Source organism: Aerococcus sp. HMSC10H05, from assembly GCF_001806975.1.
GTDB classification, from domain to species: Bacteria; Bacillota; Bacilli; order Lactobacillales; family Aerococcaceae; genus Aerococcus; species Aerococcus viridans_B.
The window spans coordinates 1-17,664 of the sequence record NZ_KV786962.1 but is presented as its reverse complement, the minus strand read 5'-3'; the positions used below and the strand labels follow the sequence as shown (position 1 = coordinate 17,664).

Annotated in this window: 14 protein-coding genes; 11 read left to right on the top strand and 3 right to left on the bottom strand. The window is 37.6% G+C overall.

Annotated features, from left to right (window positions below):
• Positions 1 to 24 precede the first annotated feature (24 nt).
• The 3 genes from HMPREF3116_RS02435 to HMPREF3116_RS02425 all read left to right on the top strand — a co-directional run bounded on the left by HMPREF3116_RS02435 (position 25) and on the right by HMPREF3116_RS02425 (position 3,713).
• Complete coding sequence (locus tag HMPREF3116_RS02435) at positions 25 to 1,344, top strand: DRTGG domain-containing protein (protein ID WP_070467517.1); 1,320 nt, start codon at positions 25 to 27, stop codon at positions 1,342 to 1,344.
• Positions 1,345 to 1,413: 69 nt separating this feature from the next.
• Positions 1,414 to 2,376: a DHH family phosphoesterase gene (locus tag HMPREF3116_RS02430; RefSeq protein WP_070467514.1), complete on the top strand. Its 963-nt coding sequence runs from the start codon at positions 1,414 to 1,416 to the stop codon at positions 2,374 to 2,376.
• Between the two features lie 263 nt (positions 2,377 to 2,639).
• Positions 2,640 to 3,713 (top strand): BMP family lipoprotein, encoded by a 1,074-nt coding sequence (locus HMPREF3116_RS02425; RefSeq protein ID WP_070467513.1) that lies wholly within the window; start codon positions 2,640 to 2,642, stop codon positions 3,711 to 3,713.
• A 70-nt stretch (positions 3,714 to 3,783) separates the two neighbouring features.
• Here the strand turns inward: HMPREF3116_RS02425 and zwf are convergent, their stop codons facing one another.
• Positions 3,784 to 5,250, bottom strand: coding sequence for a glucose-6-phosphate dehydrogenase (gene zwf, locus HMPREF3116_RS02420; protein ID WP_070467511.1), 1,467 nt, complete (start codon positions 5,248 to 5,250; stop codon positions 3,784 to 3,786).
• Between the two features lie 197 nt (positions 5,251 to 5,447).
• On the opposite strand from zwf, the gene HMPREF3116_RS02415 reads away from it, so the two are divergent.
• On the top strand, positions 5,448 to 6,800 hold the full coding sequence (locus tag HMPREF3116_RS02415; protein ID WP_070467509.1) for a DEAD/DEAH box helicase: 1,353 nt from the start codon (positions 5,448 to 5,450) through the stop codon (positions 6,798 to 6,800).
• A gap of 213 nt (positions 6,801 to 7,013) precedes the next feature.
• Here the strand turns inward: HMPREF3116_RS02415 and HMPREF3116_RS02410 are convergent, their stop codons facing one another.
• Positions 7,014 to 7,802 (bottom strand): DUF1189 family protein, encoded by a 789-nt coding sequence (locus HMPREF3116_RS02410; RefSeq protein WP_070467508.1) that lies wholly within the window; start codon positions 7,800 to 7,802, stop codon positions 7,014 to 7,016.
• A gap of 249 nt (positions 7,803 to 8,051) precedes the next feature.
• Between HMPREF3116_RS02410 and HMPREF3116_RS02405 the strand changes: the two genes are divergently transcribed.
• Complete coding sequence (locus HMPREF3116_RS02405) at positions 8,052 to 8,657, top strand: superoxide dismutase (RefSeq protein ID WP_070467505.1); 606 nt, start codon at positions 8,052 to 8,054, stop codon at positions 8,655 to 8,657.
• Between the two features lie 119 nt (positions 8,658 to 8,776).
• Here the strand turns inward: HMPREF3116_RS02405 and HMPREF3116_RS02400 are convergent, their stop codons facing one another.
• Positions 8,777 to 11,536 carry a YfhO family protein gene (locus HMPREF3116_RS02400; RefSeq protein ID WP_070467503.1) on the bottom strand — a complete coding sequence of 920 codons (2,760 nt, stop codon included), beginning with the start codon at positions 11,534 to 11,536 and terminating at the stop codon, positions 8,777 to 8,779.
• A 242-nt stretch (positions 11,537 to 11,778) separates the two neighbouring features.
• On the opposite strand from HMPREF3116_RS02400, the gene HMPREF3116_RS02395 reads away from it, so the two are divergent.
• The 6 genes from HMPREF3116_RS02395 to HMPREF3116_RS02370 all read left to right on the top strand — a co-directional run bounded on the left by HMPREF3116_RS02395 (position 11,779) and on the right by HMPREF3116_RS02370 (position 17,256).
• Positions 11,779 to 13,941: a peptidoglycan D,D-transpeptidase FtsI family protein gene (locus HMPREF3116_RS02395; protein ID WP_246819024.1), complete on the top strand. Its 2,163-nt coding sequence runs from the start codon at positions 11,779 to 11,781 to the stop codon at positions 13,939 to 13,941.
• Positions 13,942 to 14,116: 175 nt separating this feature from the next.
• On the top strand, positions 14,117 to 14,269 hold the full coding sequence (gene rpmG, locus HMPREF3116_RS02390) for a 50S ribosomal protein L33 (RefSeq protein ID WP_003141750.1): 153 nt from the start codon (positions 14,117 to 14,119) through the stop codon (positions 14,267 to 14,269).
• A gap of 228 nt (positions 14,270 to 14,497) precedes the next feature.
• A complete protein-coding gene (locus HMPREF3116_RS02385; protein WP_070467499.1) occupies positions 14,498 to 15,169 on the top strand; it encodes a rhomboid family intramembrane serine protease in 672 nt (223 codons plus the stop codon).
• A gap of 7 nt (positions 15,170 to 15,176) precedes the next feature.
• Positions 15,177 to 15,752 (top strand): 5-formyltetrahydrofolate cyclo-ligase, encoded by a 576-nt coding sequence (locus HMPREF3116_RS02380; RefSeq protein ID WP_246819023.1) that lies wholly within the window; start codon positions 15,177 to 15,179, stop codon positions 15,750 to 15,752.
• A 105-nt stretch (positions 15,753 to 15,857) separates the two neighbouring features.
• Positions 15,858 to 16,826: an ROK family glucokinase gene (locus HMPREF3116_RS02375; protein WP_070467498.1), complete on the top strand. Its 969-nt coding sequence runs from the start codon at positions 15,858 to 15,860 to the stop codon at positions 16,824 to 16,826.
• Positions 16,827 to 16,857: 31 nt separating this feature from the next.
• On the top strand, positions 16,858 to 17,256 hold the full coding sequence (locus tag HMPREF3116_RS02370) for a rhodanese-like domain-containing protein (RefSeq protein WP_070467496.1): 399 nt from the start codon (positions 16,858 to 16,860) through the stop codon (positions 17,254 to 17,256).
• Positions 17,257 to 17,664: the final 408 nt, after the last annotated feature.

The window sequence follows — 17,664 nt, the reverse complement described above, 5'->3', positions numbered from 1 at the left end:
ACGTTAAATGGAGGAGTATAAGCAATGGCAACTAAACATGAACAAATTATCCAGTATATTAAAAATCTCCCCATCGATACCAAAATTTCGGTTAGATCTATCGCACGCAATCTAAAGGTGTCAGAGGGAACTGCTTATCGTGCGATTAAATCAGCAGAAAATTTACATTTAGTCGCGACGAGAGAGCGGGTGGGTACTATCCGAATTGAAGAGAATGAAAACCGGCGTATGCATCATTTAACGATCGAGGAAATGATCAATGTTACAGATTGTCAGGTACTTGGTGGTGCTTCAGGACTCAATCGTCAGGTGCGAAAATTCATTATAGGGGCAATGGAAGCAGATGGTATGCGGCGTTATATTGAACCCGATTCTCTTATTATCGTTGGAAACCGTGAAGAAATTCAAAGAATTGCTTTGGAAAATGATGTTGCAGTACTTATTTCTGGTGGTTTTAAACCTTCAGAGGCGATTGTTGATTTGGCTAATGATCGAGAAGTCCCTTTACTAGGTGTTTCTTTTGATACCTATGCAACTGCAACTTTGATTAACAAAGCTATGATTGAGCGGTCCATGCAGAAAGATATTTTATTGGTTGAAGATATTTATATCCCGCTTGAACAGACACAGTTTTTATATATAGATGATACGATTACTGCCTACCGGAAATTGTCAGAAAATTCTGGTCATACGCGTTTTCCAATCTGCGAGCGAGATGGTAAGTTAGCCGGGATTTTGACTGCCAAAGATATCTTAGATTTTTCACCAGAGACTCATTTGGCTAAGGCAATGACACCAACACCTATATCTGCTAAGAAGCCAATGAGTGTGGCTTCAATTACACATATGATGATTTGGGATGGCTTAGAAATTCTACCTGTAGTGGATGAAGAGGATTATTTAAAAGGGATCTTATCTAGACAAGATGTCTTGCGAACATTACAGTATACCCAGCAAACAGAACAAAGCGAAAATCGTATTGAGATGCTATTAGCTGATAAATTAAAGTTTGTTGCGCAAAACGAGGATATGACAAAAGCGCGTTACCGATTCTTAAGTGATGTGTCATTAACAGACGATTTTGGGGCCTTATCTAATGCCTTACAGGATAGTATTATCCAACTATCGGTAAAGCAGTTTGTTAAGAAGCTACAGGGGAAATCAATCGTTGTGGATAAGGTAAGTGTCTATTATTTAAAATTAGTCCCCTTACAATCTACTATCGATATTGTGTTAGAATTCCTAGATGTCTCTAGACGATCAATGGAAATTGATATTACCGTTTATCATGGTAAACAAGTGATGACAAAAGCTTTGGCAAGTGTAAAAACTCTGACAAATTAATGACGAATTTACTAAACAAGGGTATAATTTAATGACAGAAAAATTTTTAGGTCTTAGAAAGAGGTCAATATGTTAGATAAAATATTAGCTGCAATTGAGGCACACGATATTATCATTATTCATCGTCACGTTCGCCCAGATCCAGATGCATTAGGTTCGCAAATGGGGTTGAAAGCTGTCTTGGAAGAGACATACCCTCATAAAGCGGTCTATGCAGTTGGTCAAGATGATGACTCATTAGCGGAATTTGGGGACATGGATGATATTTCAGATGATTTATATAAAAATGCCCTTGTGATCGTGAATGATGCTGCTAATCGACCAAGAATTGATGACCAACGGTATAAAAGGGGTGCTACACTGATTAAAGTGGACCACCATCCAAATGAGGACCCATACGGAGACTTTATGATTGTTGAGCCAAGTATTTCATCTACCTCAGAGCTATGGGCATCTATCGTGTTGCGTGAAGATAATGCACTACAAATGAATAATGAAGCTGCTAAATGTTTCTTTCTAGGTATTGTTGGGGATACTGGTCGTTTTTTATATGACAATACTACTCGTGACACTATGCAAATTGCCGGTGCTTTGTTGGATTATGATTTCCCAGCATCTGAATTAATGCAAGAGTCCAATACACAAACGATTTCGCAAGCCCGTCTACAAGCTTATGTTCTACAAAATATGAAGCTTTCGGCGCAAGGTACTGTGAATTCAGTTTATATTTCCCAAGATTTATTACAGTCACTAGACTTAACAGCTAATGAAACTTATCAAATTGTTCAAATCCCTGGGACTATTGAAGGTGTTATTACCTGGGTAACCTTTATCGAACAACCAGACGGTAAAGTACGGTGTCGTATCCGTTCTAAAGGTCCAGCAATTAATCATATCGCCAGCCAATATGATGGAGGAGGACACGAGAAAGCTTCTGGTGCTAATGTGTATTCTTCAGAAGAGAAAGATGCATTATTAGCTCAGTTAGGTGAAGTTGCAATGCAATATCGTCGCGACCACTTTTATGACTAATAGCTAAATGATTATATTCAGTTTCAGACTACCACCTGTAAGGTATTCAGGAGGTGGTCTTTTTTTGTTCGTGATTTTGAAGATAAAACCTAGGATTTTATATGCTTTTACTAGATTCAAGTATTTAATGACGAACTTTATTAGTTATTTTAATTATAATTGTGTGGAATTAGGTCTAAAACTGTGCTATTGTAATGAAGTAAAGAAAACATCATAGTGAAAAAACGAATATTAAAGTTTTTCATTGGGAGGAAAATCAATTCATGCGTTTATTACTTAAATCTATTTTAATTTCTAGTGCTTCATTACTACTAGTAGCATGCCAAGGTCAAAACGCTGGTACAGAAGCAAATGCAGAAACAAGTGCTACATCTAGTGACCAATCTAGTCAAGTATCAGATGAATCGGCCTTATCTATTGGTATGGTAACCAATGAAGGGGGCATTGATGACCGTTCATTTAACCAGTCTGCTTGGGAAGGATTACAGAAATGGCAGGCTGATACAGGGGCTAAGGTCCAGTATTATGAGTCTCCTGACCAATCAGAATTGATTCCTAATCTGAATGTAGCTGTAGCGGATGAATATGATATTATCGTAGGTTTGGGTTATACAACAGCCGAAGCTTTAAATGAAGTCGCACCACAAAATCCTGATCAAAACTATGCCTTGATTGACGGTGAAGTAGACTTAGATAACGCTGTTTCCATTGCCTTTAAGGACCAGGAATCTGCCTTTTTAGCAGGTGTTGCAGCTGCTTTAAATACTGAAACCGACCGGGTAGGTTTTATTGGCGGTACCAGAATACCTGTAATTGATCGTTTTGAAACAGGTTTTAAAGCGGGTGTTGCTTATATTGATGAAAATATTGCAGTTGAAAGTCAATATACAGAATCATTTAGCGATGCTTCTAAAGGGCAGCAAATTGCGAATGCCATGTTTACCAATAATGTAGATGTGATTTATACAGCTTCTGGTGGTTCTGGTAATGGGGTATTTACTGAAACACGTAACCGATTAGAAGCTGATCCCAATAAGCAATTATGGCTTATTGGTGTAGACCGCGACCAAAGTGAAGAAGGGGAATGGTCAGGTGGTAACTTTACGCTAGCTTCAACCCTTAAAGATACTGGGGCTGCGATTATTGCCTTGGCTGAAGAAACAAGAGACAATGGTTTTCCTGCTGGCGAAAGTTTAGCTTACGGCTTGGAAAATAACGGGGTGTCACTAACGCAAGGTAACTTATCCGATGAAGATTGGGCACAAATTGAGGAAGTTAAGTCAGCAATTATCGCGGGTGAAATTGCTGTACCAGAATACACTTACTCTGAAAGCTAAGAGTTTTCTCAACAAAAAAACCAAGAACTGCGATTGAATATCTTAGTTCTTGGTTTTATTCATATTGACCTTATTTTACCCAAACATGTCCGTTTTGTCGTAATAATTCATCGGCTTCTTTAGGACCACGAGTCTTACCAACATAAGTAGGTAAACTTGTACTGCCATCTTTTTGCCAGTTTTCAATGATTGAATCTACGATACGCCATTGTTCGGCCAATTCTTCCCAAGTTGAGAAGTTTGTTTGGTCACCGATTAAGGCATCATAAATTAATTTTTCATAGGCATCTGGTACGTAAGCGGCGTTTAACTCATCTACATTTGAGTGAATCGTCACCATAGTAGGCAGTAATTCTTCACCAGGTAGCTTTTGATTTAAATTGAAGGCTAACCCAGTTTCTGGTTGGATATTAAAAGTGATACGACTTTGGTTTGGATTGCAACCTCTGTCAATGTCTGTTTTATCAACATCATCTTTTAATACAATCTCAACAGTTGTCCGTTTATCATCTAAGGCTTTACCAGTTTTAAAGTAGAAGGGTACCTGGCCCCAACGATCGTTATTTACTTGGAAATAACCAGCCAAATAAGTTTCCGTTACAGAATCTTCAGCTACTTCATTTTCTGCTAGATAGTTGATAAATTCACCATCTTCACTAGCTAGATATTGGGCGCGCACCATTTGCTTAGCAGTTTGATCCTCTGTGAAAGAGTTAATTTCTTTCAAAAAGGCTAATTTACTTGTATGAACATCATCTTGGCTTGGTGATGCAGGCAGTTCCATCCCTAATAAAGTAGCGACTTGAAGAATATGGTTTTGTAACATATCACGAATAGCACCAGACTTGTCGTAGTAACCACCACGGCTACCAATAGGCATATCTTCTGCTAGCGTAATTTGGATATTAGACACAAACTCTTGGTTCAATAAAGATTCAATTACAGGATTAAAGAAACGGGTAGCTAAAATATTTTGTACCATTTCTTTACCTAAATAGTGGTCAATTCGATAGATATCTTTTTCATCGAAAGAAATCGCTAAAGCATCGTTTAATTCTTTTGCGGAAGAAAGATCTGTCCCGAACGGTTTTTCTAAGATAACGCGGTGTGTACCACCGTCAGTGACAATTCCAGCATCCTTCAAACCTTGTGTAATATCAGGGAATAGGGCTGGTGAAGTTGATAGGTAATATAAATTTTTCTCGCCGGTACTAAATTCATTTCTTAATTTAGACATTTCAGCTTTTAAATTCTCATAATCGCCAGCTTTTGTAGCATCATGAGAAGTATAGAAGAAATGTTTAATAAAGTTATTGACTGTTTCTTCATCTGCTTCTTGGTCAGCAATTGATTCTAGGACGATATCACGAAAATAATCATCAGTCCATTCTCGTCTAGAGTTTCCTAGTAAGGCGAAGTTTTCAGAGAGTAATTGGCGCTGATATAAGCGGAATAAAGATGGGTATAGTTTACGGCGTGCTAAATCTCCAGCAGCGCCAAACATAACGATAAGCCCACCAACTTGTTTATTAGTCATTATGCTACATCCTTTCATAGTTCATTATCAATTATATACGAACTTTCATCAATTAGACAAGATTTAGTACTGAGTATTCTTAGTATTTTTTAATACATCTATTATTTTAGATTTAACTCGTATAATGATACAATAGTACGGATGAGCAAAAAGAACCGTACTTGCCTAAGTTGGCAAGCAGAGAAAGGTGGGAGATCATGTCTTTTACACAATTTAATTTCAAACCATTTATCCAAGACGCGCTTGCAGATTTAAATTTCCACGATCCATCTCCAATTCAAAAAGCAGTTATACCAGTGATCCAATCTGGTCGAGATGTTATTGCCCAAAGTCAAACAGGATCAGGAAAAACACACGCATTCTTATTACCTTTACTCAATAAGATTACTGCTGAAAATCATACCCAATTGGTTATTACAGCGCCTAGTCGTGAATTAGCAGAGCAATTATACCAAGCAGGCCGCCAAATTTTATCCTTTTCGGATGAAGATTTACGTATTGAGCGTGCTTTTGGTGGGACTGATACGATCAAACAAGCTAATCGCTTAGAAAATACGGTACCACAAGTCGTTGTGGCGACGCCAGGACGTCTGTTAGACCTTGTAAATCATCAATTGATTTCTGTCCACCAAGTGACGGATTTTGTCGTTGATGAAGCGGATATGACGCTTGATTTAGGTTTCTTAAATGAAGTCGATCAAATCGCAGGTCGTATGCCGAAATCATTGAATATGTATGTCTTCTCAGCAACTATTCCAGACAAGTTGAAACCATTCTTGAGAAAATACTTAACCAATCCTGAATGGGTGACGATTGAAGCACGCCATAAAATTTCGGATACGATTGACAACTACTTGGTACCTGTTAAAGGTCGTGACCGTAAAGCTTTGCTATTTGATGCGTTAACAATTGGTCAACCGTATTTAGCATTAATCTTTGCGAATACAAAAGAAACAGTACAAGAATTGTATAAGTATTTGAAGGCACAAGGTTTAAATGTTGGCCAAATTCATGGTGATTTACCATCACGTGAACGTCGTCGCATAATGAAACAAGTGCAAAATTTAGACTTCCAATATGTCGTTGCAACTGATTTAGCTGCTCGTGGAATTGATATTGATGGTGTATCTCATGTCATCAATTATGAAGTGCCTAATGAATTAGAATTCTTTATTCACCGTGTTGGGCGTACTGGTCGTCAAGGCAAACCAGGTACTGCAATTACTTTTTATGTACCAGATGAATTAAAAGATATCGAATGGTTAGAAAATAAAGGCATTGTCTTTGAAAATAAAGATATGAAAGACCATCAATTGGTTGATGGCAAGGACCATGATGCCCGGGCTGCACGTCAAAAAGCACCTGAAGTTGATCATACTGTAGTGGGTATGATTGAACGTAATAAGCGTCGTAAAGTAAAACCAGGTTATAAGAAAAAATTGAGTCGTCAAATTTCTAAACATCATAAAGAAAAACGCATGGCCGACCAACGCAAAAAACGTCGTGACCAACGTCGCAAAAATAAAGAAGACAACCAAGTGGATTTTTAGATTTACACGAATTTAAAGCATAAAAATGAAGGTGAGACAAAAGTCGTTTAGCATTGACGTACTGAACCAAAAGGCGAACAATAATGAAATATTATTGGAGACATTTGGGAAGTATCGGACAATGCTGACTTTTGGAATCCAATGATAAACGTTCTTATATAGCAAAGAGAGGCTGGGACATTTTTGTCCCAGCCTCATTTTCTTTTCACATTGTTATTTTTGCATTTTGATCACTTGAACTTTTTTTAATAATCGCCACAAGCGAATGACTGCAAAAACATACATTATTTCTAATTGATAAACCACATAAAAGCCAAACAAGTTAAAAATAGTGATGACCATTAACGGCATCGTGAGTGAAGCAAGTGCTAAAAATAACCGCATTTTAAAAGTTAATCTTAAACGAGTTGAATCACGTAACATCCCAATCACTAACGCAATCATTAAACTTGCTAGGCCTAAATTTAAGAAACTAGTCAAAGTAACAATGATAAATATAATAGGGTAGTGAACCCAAGTGAGGGTAGTCATGGATTGAATAATCCCTTTCACGCCGTCACTATTTGCGCTATCTCCCAATTGTGCATAGGTAAGCGTAATCGGCTGCCCCATGAAGGATATCGTTAAATTGTCTGCATTATTCTCTACTATAACCAAATTATTTTGATTTGATGCTAAGTCTTGGTTTGCAATTTCATCTTTAGGATCAAAGGCATATGTGATAAGGTCTGTTTCAAAAATAAAAGCACTTTGGTTTTCGCTTGCTACAATTTTTCCATCTTTAACTTGATATGCTGGCATTTGGTTCACAATAGATGTGGTATTTGTTTCAAGTAAATCAAATATTTTCAAAGTATCCATAAAGTTTGGGATGGCCGATATACCCGCAATAAATAAGGCATACACCAACATCTTCTTGAAACTATAAGAAATGACACGGATAATTTTTGGATAATTTAACAAGGCATCATATAAGATGACAAGGATATTGCTTTCTTTCATATATTCGCTCTTTTCTATTCGCATATTCTCCCACTTTGCTGGTGGATTAGGAGAATGCGTGAACATTCTCGCGTTAACATTCATTATAACAAAGTTTGCGCAAAAATAATGAGTATATGATTGGAAATAACAAAACTTTTCTTAAAAATAAGTGAGCGTTTGAAGTCAATTCCTTTGAATTTTATAGTGCGACTTGATATAGTAAAAATATCACGAAAATAAAGATAAGTTTTATAGGAGGAATTTTAAATGGCTTTTGAATTACCAGAATTACCATACGCTTACGATGCATTAGAACCATATTTCGATGAGGAAACAATGCACTTACATCATGACAAACACCATAACACTTATGTCACAAACGCAAACGCAGCATTAGAAGGTACAGATTTAGCTGACAAATCTGCAGAAGAAATCTTATCTAACTTTGATGCTGTTCCAGAAGACAAGAAAACAGCTGTTCGTAACAATGTTGGTGGACACGCTAACCATACTTTATTCTGGGAACAATTTTCAGCAAATGCTGGGGGTGAACCTACAGGTGCTTTGAAAGAAGCAATTGATGCGAAATTTGGTTCATTTAAAGACTTCCAAGAAGCATTTAAGACTGCAGCAACAGGTCGTTTTGGATCTGGTTGGGCTTGGTTAGTTATAGATAACGGCGAAGTAGCCATCACTTCTACACCAAACCAAGATTCTCCATTAATGGATGGTCAAACACCATTATTAGGTATTGATGTTTGGGAACATGCTTACTACTTGAAATATAAAAATGTTCGTCCAGACTATATTGCAGCATTCTGGAATATTGTAAACTGGGATGTAGTTGCAAAACGTTTCGACGCTGCAAAATAATCTAATAACCAATCAATTGGTAATGAAAAGGTTAGCTTAGGCTAGCCTTTTTTTAGATTGCAAGATCTGGAATAGTGAAAAAAGCGCCTGCTAACATTTGCTAGCAGGCGCTTTTGATACTAACTATTTTTATTTTTCTTTTTCTCGAAGGCGTAAATTCCTACTAATACTAGGCCAGTTGTAATAGTGATCATAAGACCTAATGTCAAACCTTGTGGAATGTAATAGAAGGATACTTCATATTCTCCAGCTTCCGGGAATTGAATACCCATAAAGCTGCCATTTAACAATGGGGTAGTCTCAACGGATTGACCGTTTACTTTAGCATGCCACCCTTTTGCATAGGGAATTGTAACCAATAAATACTCACTTGGGTCATCTACGGTTACAGTACCTGAGAAAGCGGCATTTGAAAAGTCAGTCAATACTAATTGATTTTCTTTTAGATCGTCAGCCATCGTCTGCACTTTTTCTTGGTCTAACGTATAGAGGTTTACATCTGCTAGGGTAGTCTCCTTATCAAGCAATTGGATGGTAAAGACTTTTTCGGCACCTTGCTCATTATTAGCGATATTAAACAACTGAATAGATTGATAGGATGCATCATAGTCCAAAGGCTCGCCATTTAAATAATATTTGACTTCTTCATCATTTAGGAATGAAGGGACAGTGATATAGTAGGCTTGATCCGTTTTGAAATTTATATGGATATCGATAAATGCATCTTCTCCAGTATCATCTCTCTTATAGGTCGTATTGACGACAGAAGTGTCTTGTGAGTCTATATGGAATAGGTCGACACTGGCAAAATTAGCAATTTCAAATTGTGATAAGTTAACACCGTTAGTTGTACCATTTCCAGTTAAGACATTTAATAGTTCATCTTGTAGGTAAACTGGATTGACATCCTCTATAGCGACAGATTGAATATCTTGGTTGACCATATAAGCAAGTGATAAAGCATGTGGGTTTTTATGAATGATTAATTGGTCAGTTACCTCAGTTACAGGGTATGTACTCAAATCTGCCCGAGTCGACATTACGCGGTCTTTTAGACTGCCCTGACTGTCTTCAAATGGCGTAACATCAAAATAATATTGAACACCAAATAAAGCATCGGTGAGTAGACTACCTGTTGTATAGTTGGTGAAACCATCACTCATTGGTTGCCCTAATTGTTTGAATAATTGCGTCGTATTTCGTTCCATCGTCGAGTTAAAGTGATTTAAATCATAGTAACCCAGCTGCATAGCATCGTTTTTGGTTCGTTGGAAGGTTTTAGTCATCCGGTAAAATTCATTTTCACCAGGTGCGTATTCTGCAATTTCTGGTTTGATTTCAGCAATATAATCAGCAAAATCATCTTGCTTTAGGTAAGAAATAGAAGAAACTGTAATGACAGAATTGGCGAAAACCTCGCTTATAGTAATCATGAGTAATAAGATGTAAATTAAGCGGTCGAAGTCGGTAGCCATCATTAATAAGGCAGTAACACCAACAAATAAAACAAATGACACAATAACAGTTGTCACAGAAAGATAATCAAATTCTTCAATGTTATATAGTAGGTAGCCACAAGCAAGTGCACATGGTATCAACATCCAAATGGCGCTTTTCAAAGATAAAATTGGTTTTTGTCGATAAAGCTGATAGCCTATAAATAATAAAAAGAATGAAAAGACGAATGAAAACCGATAAGGATACCAAATGGGGTATTGTAGGCCATGCCAAATCAAGTTGAGACCTGAAATGTTCATCGATAACAATAATACTGCTACCAAACTACCAGCTGCTAGACGTTCTTGCCAGGGGACTTTTTTATTAAAGAAATACAGAATAGCCATGATTAAGGCTAAGCTACCAATAAAAATATTTGGTAAACCTTCCGGCATTTGCTCAAAATTGAAAGGCCCAAGGATGAATTTTGATACGATATCATATAAAGGATAATCAGTTGTGAGTTCAAGTTCAGGTGAAGACTGTTGCCCTTTACTTGTGGATAAGGCAAAGATGGTTGGCATTAGAATAAAAGCAGCTAACCCCCCACCAGCTATTGACCAACCGGCAAACTTACCGAAAGTTTTCATTAAGTATGTCTTTAGATTGGTAAAATAGTTCGTCTGATAATAACCACTAGGCGATAAGGGCTGATTTAAAATTGTCATCTGATCTGGGTCGTGCAATTCTTGTCGCCCGTTTGCGACTGCTCGGTAGAAGAAAAAGAGCACTAAGAACAAACAGATCATGTAGCCAATATAGTAATTTGAAATTAGCGTAAGTGCTAACCAGGCTACATAAGTCCAGCCAGATTGACCGCGCATGATCTTTTCCAATCCCCATATTAGGAAGGGGAGGAAGATGACGCCATCTAGCCACATGACATTTAATTGGTTGACAGATAAGTAGCCGATAAAAGCATAAGCAAAGGAAAATGTTAGTGATTGCCAAGTTACTTCATTATAAAATCGACCCAGCATAAATTGAAAGGCAGATGCTGCAGTTGCTAGTTTCAGTAAAACAATTAAAGCGACGGCAAAGGTTAACCAAGATTGCGGGAATAATAGCAGAAGAATAAGGTAAGGAGACATGAGATAATAAGACCATGTCCCAACCATTTCGCCACCAGTGGCTTTTTGGAATGAATAAAAGATTTGATCCCAGTTACCTTGGAAAATACTTCGGTAATACTGGTAGAAATCGATATATTGCTGGCCTAGATCGACGGTCATGATTGTACCGTTACCGAATGGGAAAATTTTTAGACCAAAAATAAAGAAGAGTCCCATCAGGATAAAGACTGTTAGAAACAAGCCGATCATTGCTGCTTTGAGTGGGTGTTTCTGACTGGTGTGTTTAATTGATTGAATATATTGTGCCATGACACGAACTCCTTTTTGCGAATTGCTTTTAGCATATCATATTTGGCGAGTTGCATACCTTATTTAAAGATTATTTTACAAAAATAGAAACTTCTTTGACTTTTGGGCGGATATAGGGATTCTTAATAATTTACACGAGTCTTATGACTATTTTTTGTGTATAATTAAGAATGATTATGCTCATCAAAGTATATTTTGTTTTTGATAGCATATAAGAGTTTTATTTGAAAGTAGGTGACAAGTTGGATCAAGGTGATCAAAATAAACAATCAAAGCAAGCTCATGAGGGATCTGATGATCAAGATCAACTAAAAAGACGTGCACCCATATGGGGTACCTTTTTAAACCGTTTGAATGTAATGATGATAGGTATTTTTGTTCTTTTCAGTATACTTATTTTACGATTATCTTACTTACAACTCGTTAAAGGAGATATGTTTTCTGATTTGGTGAACGCAACAGAAACGAGGATAGTGAAGGAATCGGTACCTCGAGGTCTCATTATTGATGCTAAAGGGGAGTTGATGGTGTCTAATGAAGCACTGCCAGCGATTTCTTATACACGGGGGCAAGATACGTCAGGAGAAGACATTGCTAAGACGGCACAAAACCTAGCGAAATATATCACTGTTGATTTTGAAGATGTTTCAGAACGCGACTTAAAAGATTATTTTGTAGCGGCCAACACAGAGGTCATTAATGAACGCTTAACTGATGAGGAAGAATCTGCTGCAGATGACGAAATCTATGACATCCAAGTGAGTAAGGTTTCTGATGATGACTTGAATAATATGAGTGATGAAGATAAAGAAGCGGCAGCTATTTTCGCTAAAATGAATGCAGCATCGTCACTTTCAACTGTCATGATTAAAAATGATGGGGTAACTACTGAAGAAACAGCCATTGTAGCAGAACATTCAACAGAACTACCTGGTGTTAATGTAACTACCGACTGGAAACGTACATATCCGCAAGACTCATTGCTACGCTCATTACTTGGAAGTGTGTCTTCAACTGAAGAAGGAATTCCTAGTGATCAAAGGGACTACTACCTTGCTAAGGGCTATGCCTTAAATGACAGGGTTGGAGAATCATATATTGAAGAAGAATATGAAGAGGCCCTACGCGGTTCGAAAACAACCTATGAAACTGAAGTCAGTCAAGAAGGTGAAATTATAAATTCTGAACAGACTTATGCGGGCGAAATGGGGAATACGGTTCAGTTGACCATTGATTCTGAGTATCAAGCTGAGTTAGAAGCTTATGCAACACAATATTTAAAATCGGCCACGACAGAAGCCAACAATTCTATCTATATTGTTGTTTCAGATCCCAATACCGGTGCTATTATAGCCTTAGTTGGTAAGAAGAAAGACGATAATGGTGAAATTGTTGATGATGCTTTAGGAACGATTTCGAACGTATTTCCATCTGGTTCTGTTGTAAAACCGGCAACTATAGCGGCAGGTTATGGTGAAGGACTCTTGGAAGTTGGTTCTGACAATGAAATCACTGATGAGCCGATGTATTTCTCTGGTACACCTGTTAAAGCTTCATGGTGGTTTACATCTGGAAATGATTCCGCACCAAGGGTATTAACTGATAAACAAGCCTTAGCGCAATCATCTAACGTTTACATGATTAAATTGGCAATGGCCATGGGTGGTGTAAACTATTACGAACCATATATGGACCTATCTGGACTAGATACTGATGCTGTCTACAATACATTACGTAGCTACTATGCTGAATTTGGTTTAGGCGTATCGACAGGTATTGACTTGGAAAATGAGGCAACTGGTTTAATCGGAGAAGATACTGGTGACCCAGGTAACTCACTTGACTTAGCTTTTGGTCAGTTTGATACTTATGCACCAATTCAATTGAATCAGTATATCTCAACTATCGCTAATGGCGGTACTCGCTATGCCTTACATGTGGTAGATAAAATTATTGCACCAACGGAAGATGAAAAAACTGCGGCTGATGGGGCAACAGTTTATGAATATGAACCAAAAGTATTAAATGAATTATCTATTTCAGACGATATGCTTAAAGAAGTGCAAGAAGGTATTTGGTCTGTCGTCCATACTTCGACTGGCATAGGAAATGCTATTTTTGCGAATTTCCCAATTGAGGTAGCAGGTAAGTCTGGTACAGCCACTGTTTCTGATACACTAGAAAACTCTACTTGGGCAGGTTGGGCACCGTATGACGATCCGGAAATTGCAGTGTCTATTGTGATCCCGGGAACGACACCAAATGTGTCTGTATCTGCGCAAGCAGCGGCACCAAATGTGTTAGGTTTATATTATAATATTGGAGAATATCAAAATAAAATCGCTGACCAGTTAGCTGAGAATGCGGAAGCATCAGCAGAAGAAGCCGAAGCTTTAGAAGAGTAGAAAGTGTGCTTGGTATAAGTTGCTAGCAATAGCGACTTGTACTTAGACCTATGAATACTTGGCATCATTTTATGACGGCTAAAAAAATTGGCATATAAGTTTAGGTTATGGTATAATACTCGAGTATGGTTACTGTATATCAGTTAATAATTTTATTGTATTGGAGGGGTATCACATGCGTGTGAACATTATTTTAGAAAACACTGAATTAAAAGGTGAACGTGTTTACTTAACAGAAAAAAACCGTCGCAACAATCCAGACCGTTTAGAATTAAAAAAATATAGTCCAAAATTACGTAAAGTTTGTGTCTTCAAAGAGGTAAAATAAGCTGATGCATTTTAGCTAACTGACTCGGTAACAACACAAAATAATAAATACGTATTTACTATTGGGGGACCTGTATGAACGCCTAGGTGTTCATACAGGTCCTTTTTTGTAGCAAATAATATAAATCATGTATAAGCTTTTCTTTTATCTGATGGGCATTTTGTGATTATATAGAAAATTAGGGTATAATATATAAAAATACGCAAGTTGATTAAAGAGAGGTTATTTATGTCTACTAGAAAACCGTATGTTACATATACTTTATTAGGAATTCAAATCATTTTATTTATGCTGATGACATTTATGGGTGGATCTGAAAGTTCTACCACTTTACTATTGTTCGGTGCGAAGTTTAATCCATTAATCGCAGCAGGTCAATATTGGCGCTTGATTACACCTATCTTCTTACATATCGGTGTCGTCCATTTATTAATCAATTCAGTTACCTTGTATTATTTAGGCAGTATGACGGAGAATATCCTTGGACATTGGCGCTATCTAGTGATCTATTTAAGTGCTGGGTTGATGGGAAATTTATTTTCTTACCAATTTTCACAAAATATTTCAGCGGGTGCATCGACTGCCTTGTTCGGTTTATTTGCTGTTTTTCTAGCGCTCAGAAACCTCTTTCCAAGAAACTATTATATTCAAAATATTGGCTCTCAGTATTTAATGCTAGTTGTCATGAACTTGGTATTTGGTTTTCTAGGATCTGGTATTGATATATGGGGGCATATCGGTGGTTTAGTTGGTGGTTTCTTAATGACGATGGCTTTAGTTCAAGGGGACGGGCAAGATAAACGTTGGATGCAACGAATTGGTTCAGCTGTGAGTTATATTGTTATTGCTATTTTTATTTTAGTTAATCATGGCACGTTCAATACTTTATTTGGTGGGTAGGAGAGCTATGTGGATAGAAGATACAAAAGAACTATTAGATAAGTCAATCATTCGTGACCGGATATTTAAATATTGGCGCGAGTTAACGGATGCTGAACGAATTGGCTTACAAGCGGATATATATGCCCAATTATTTACTAATGAAACCTTTATTCAAGCAAGAACTATTGCGACAACCATTGCCCATACTGGTGAGATTGATACCAAACCTATTATTGATTACGCCTTAACTATTGGAAAAGACATATATGTACCTAAAACTTATCCTAAACGCCAAATGGCATTTGCTAAATATCAGGGGATGGATGTTTTGGAAAAGACTAAATTTGGTATCTATGAACCCACAGCAGATGCTGAATTTATCGATAAAGCGACAATTGATTTAATGATAGTGCCAGGTTTATTTTTTAGACCAGATGGTTATCGTGTAGGCCATGGTGGTGGGTTTTATGATATTTTCTTAGCGGATTATCCAGGAAACAAGATCAGCTTAGCGTTTCCAGGTATGGTATCTGACCGTGTGACCTTTGAAATTGATGATTTTGATATTCCAGTTGACGAAATTATTGTTGGCTATATATAAAAATAATGCAACCGGTATCATTTTTTTATGTAAAAGCCTAATCATTTGAGTTAAAGTCTGATAAAATAGAGTTATATAACTAAGAGATAAGAGGGAGCTATAATAATGAGTAAGAAAATATTCGGTATCGACCTTGGTGGTACGTCCATTAAATTATCAGTTGTTTCAATAGAAGGCGAAATTATTGATAAATGGTCAGTGCCCACAGATATTAAAGAAGATGGCCAACACATTATTCCAGATTTGATTCGTGCAATTGAAGATAAAATGGCAGAGAACAGTTGGACTAACGAAGATATTTTAGGAATTGGTATGGGGTCTCCAGGTTTTGTAGATCGAGAAAAAGGTACGGTTTCTGGTGCCTATAACTTGGCTTGGGTTGAAGAACAACCAGTTGCAGAGCAGATTCGCAACCATTTCAATGCAGATTGGCCAATTTTGATTGAAAATGATGCCAATGTTGCTGCCTTAGGTGAGCAATGGAAGGGTGCTGGTGACCACGCAGATAACGTTGTTTTAGTCACTTTAGGTACCGGTGTTGGTGGTGGTGTAATTGTCAACGACCAGCTAGTTGTTGGGCAAGGTGCCGCTGGAGAAATTGGGCATATGTATGCTAAAGAGGATGGTCGTAAATGTACTTGTGGTCAACATGGCTGTCTAGAGACTGTAGCATCAGCTTCAGGTATCGTATGGACTGCTGGTGAGTTAGCTTATACAATGGATGATACAGGCTCAGCCATTCAAGGTAGAATCTTTAATGGTGAACCTGTTACGTCTGAAGACTTGTTTAAAGCTGCTCAGGCTGGGGACCGTTTTGCAGAAGCTGTGGTTGATGAAACTATGAGACATTTAGGACGTGCATTAGGGCAAGTTGCTGCTGTAACAAATCCACAATATATCTTAATTGGTGGTGGGGTTGCGAACGCAGGACAATACCTATTAGATAAGGTAACAGACCACTTCCACAAGTCTGTATACCCTGGTGTTGGACGCACGACTAGTATTCGTCTAGCCACATTAGGTAATGATGCTGGTGTTTACGGTGCAGCATCACTTGTAATGAAAAATGTTTAATTCATGTAGTTAGAAGGGAAAAACGACACTTATGATCAACTTTGGTACTGTTTTTTGGATTATTTTAATTGTCATATTATTGGTTTGGGGAGGTTTCTGGTTATATAGCTTCTTACTGCGTCGCAATAATGCTACAATGATTTCTCAAGAAGATTTCCAACAAACCATGAAATCAGCACAAATTATTGATATTCGAGAAGCAAACGAATTTAATTCTGCACATGTTTTTGGTGCACGTAATGTACCTTATTCTACTTTACAACAAGGGGTACCGGGCTTTAGTAAATCACGTCCAATTTATTTATATGCAGATGTACATAATTTAACTGGTCGTGCGGCGAAAAAATTAAAAGGTGCAGGTTATGATAAAATCTATATTTTAAAAGGCGGCCTGAGCGAATGGGAAGGCAAAACAAAACGTCAAGATTAATACTGTTTGAAAAGTCAGGTGCCAAAGAGCCTGGCTTTTTTGTGGCTCCTTGTTAAAGCGGACAATGCTGACTTTTGGAACCCAATTATAAACGTTCTTATATGGTAAAGAGCGGCTGAGATATTTTTGTCCCAGCTTCCTTTTTATTTTCATTCATTTCCATTATTCATTGTGCCGAATGTTTACCTTCTGTATCCAAGCAGCCCTTAGGCTGATTGGATAGTAGGGGATTCATTTAAATAGCATTTGTTTGTCATAATCTCCTTGTGTGATACGGCACTATTCTTCCAGTTTATGAGCGAGTTGATGCTTTAGCATATACTCGCTCAAATGCGTTAGAAGTTACCTGCTTGAGTGCCAAAGCTCGCACCCTGTGTAGTCGGGTTCGCTTTGGCAGTCCGGTCTCCA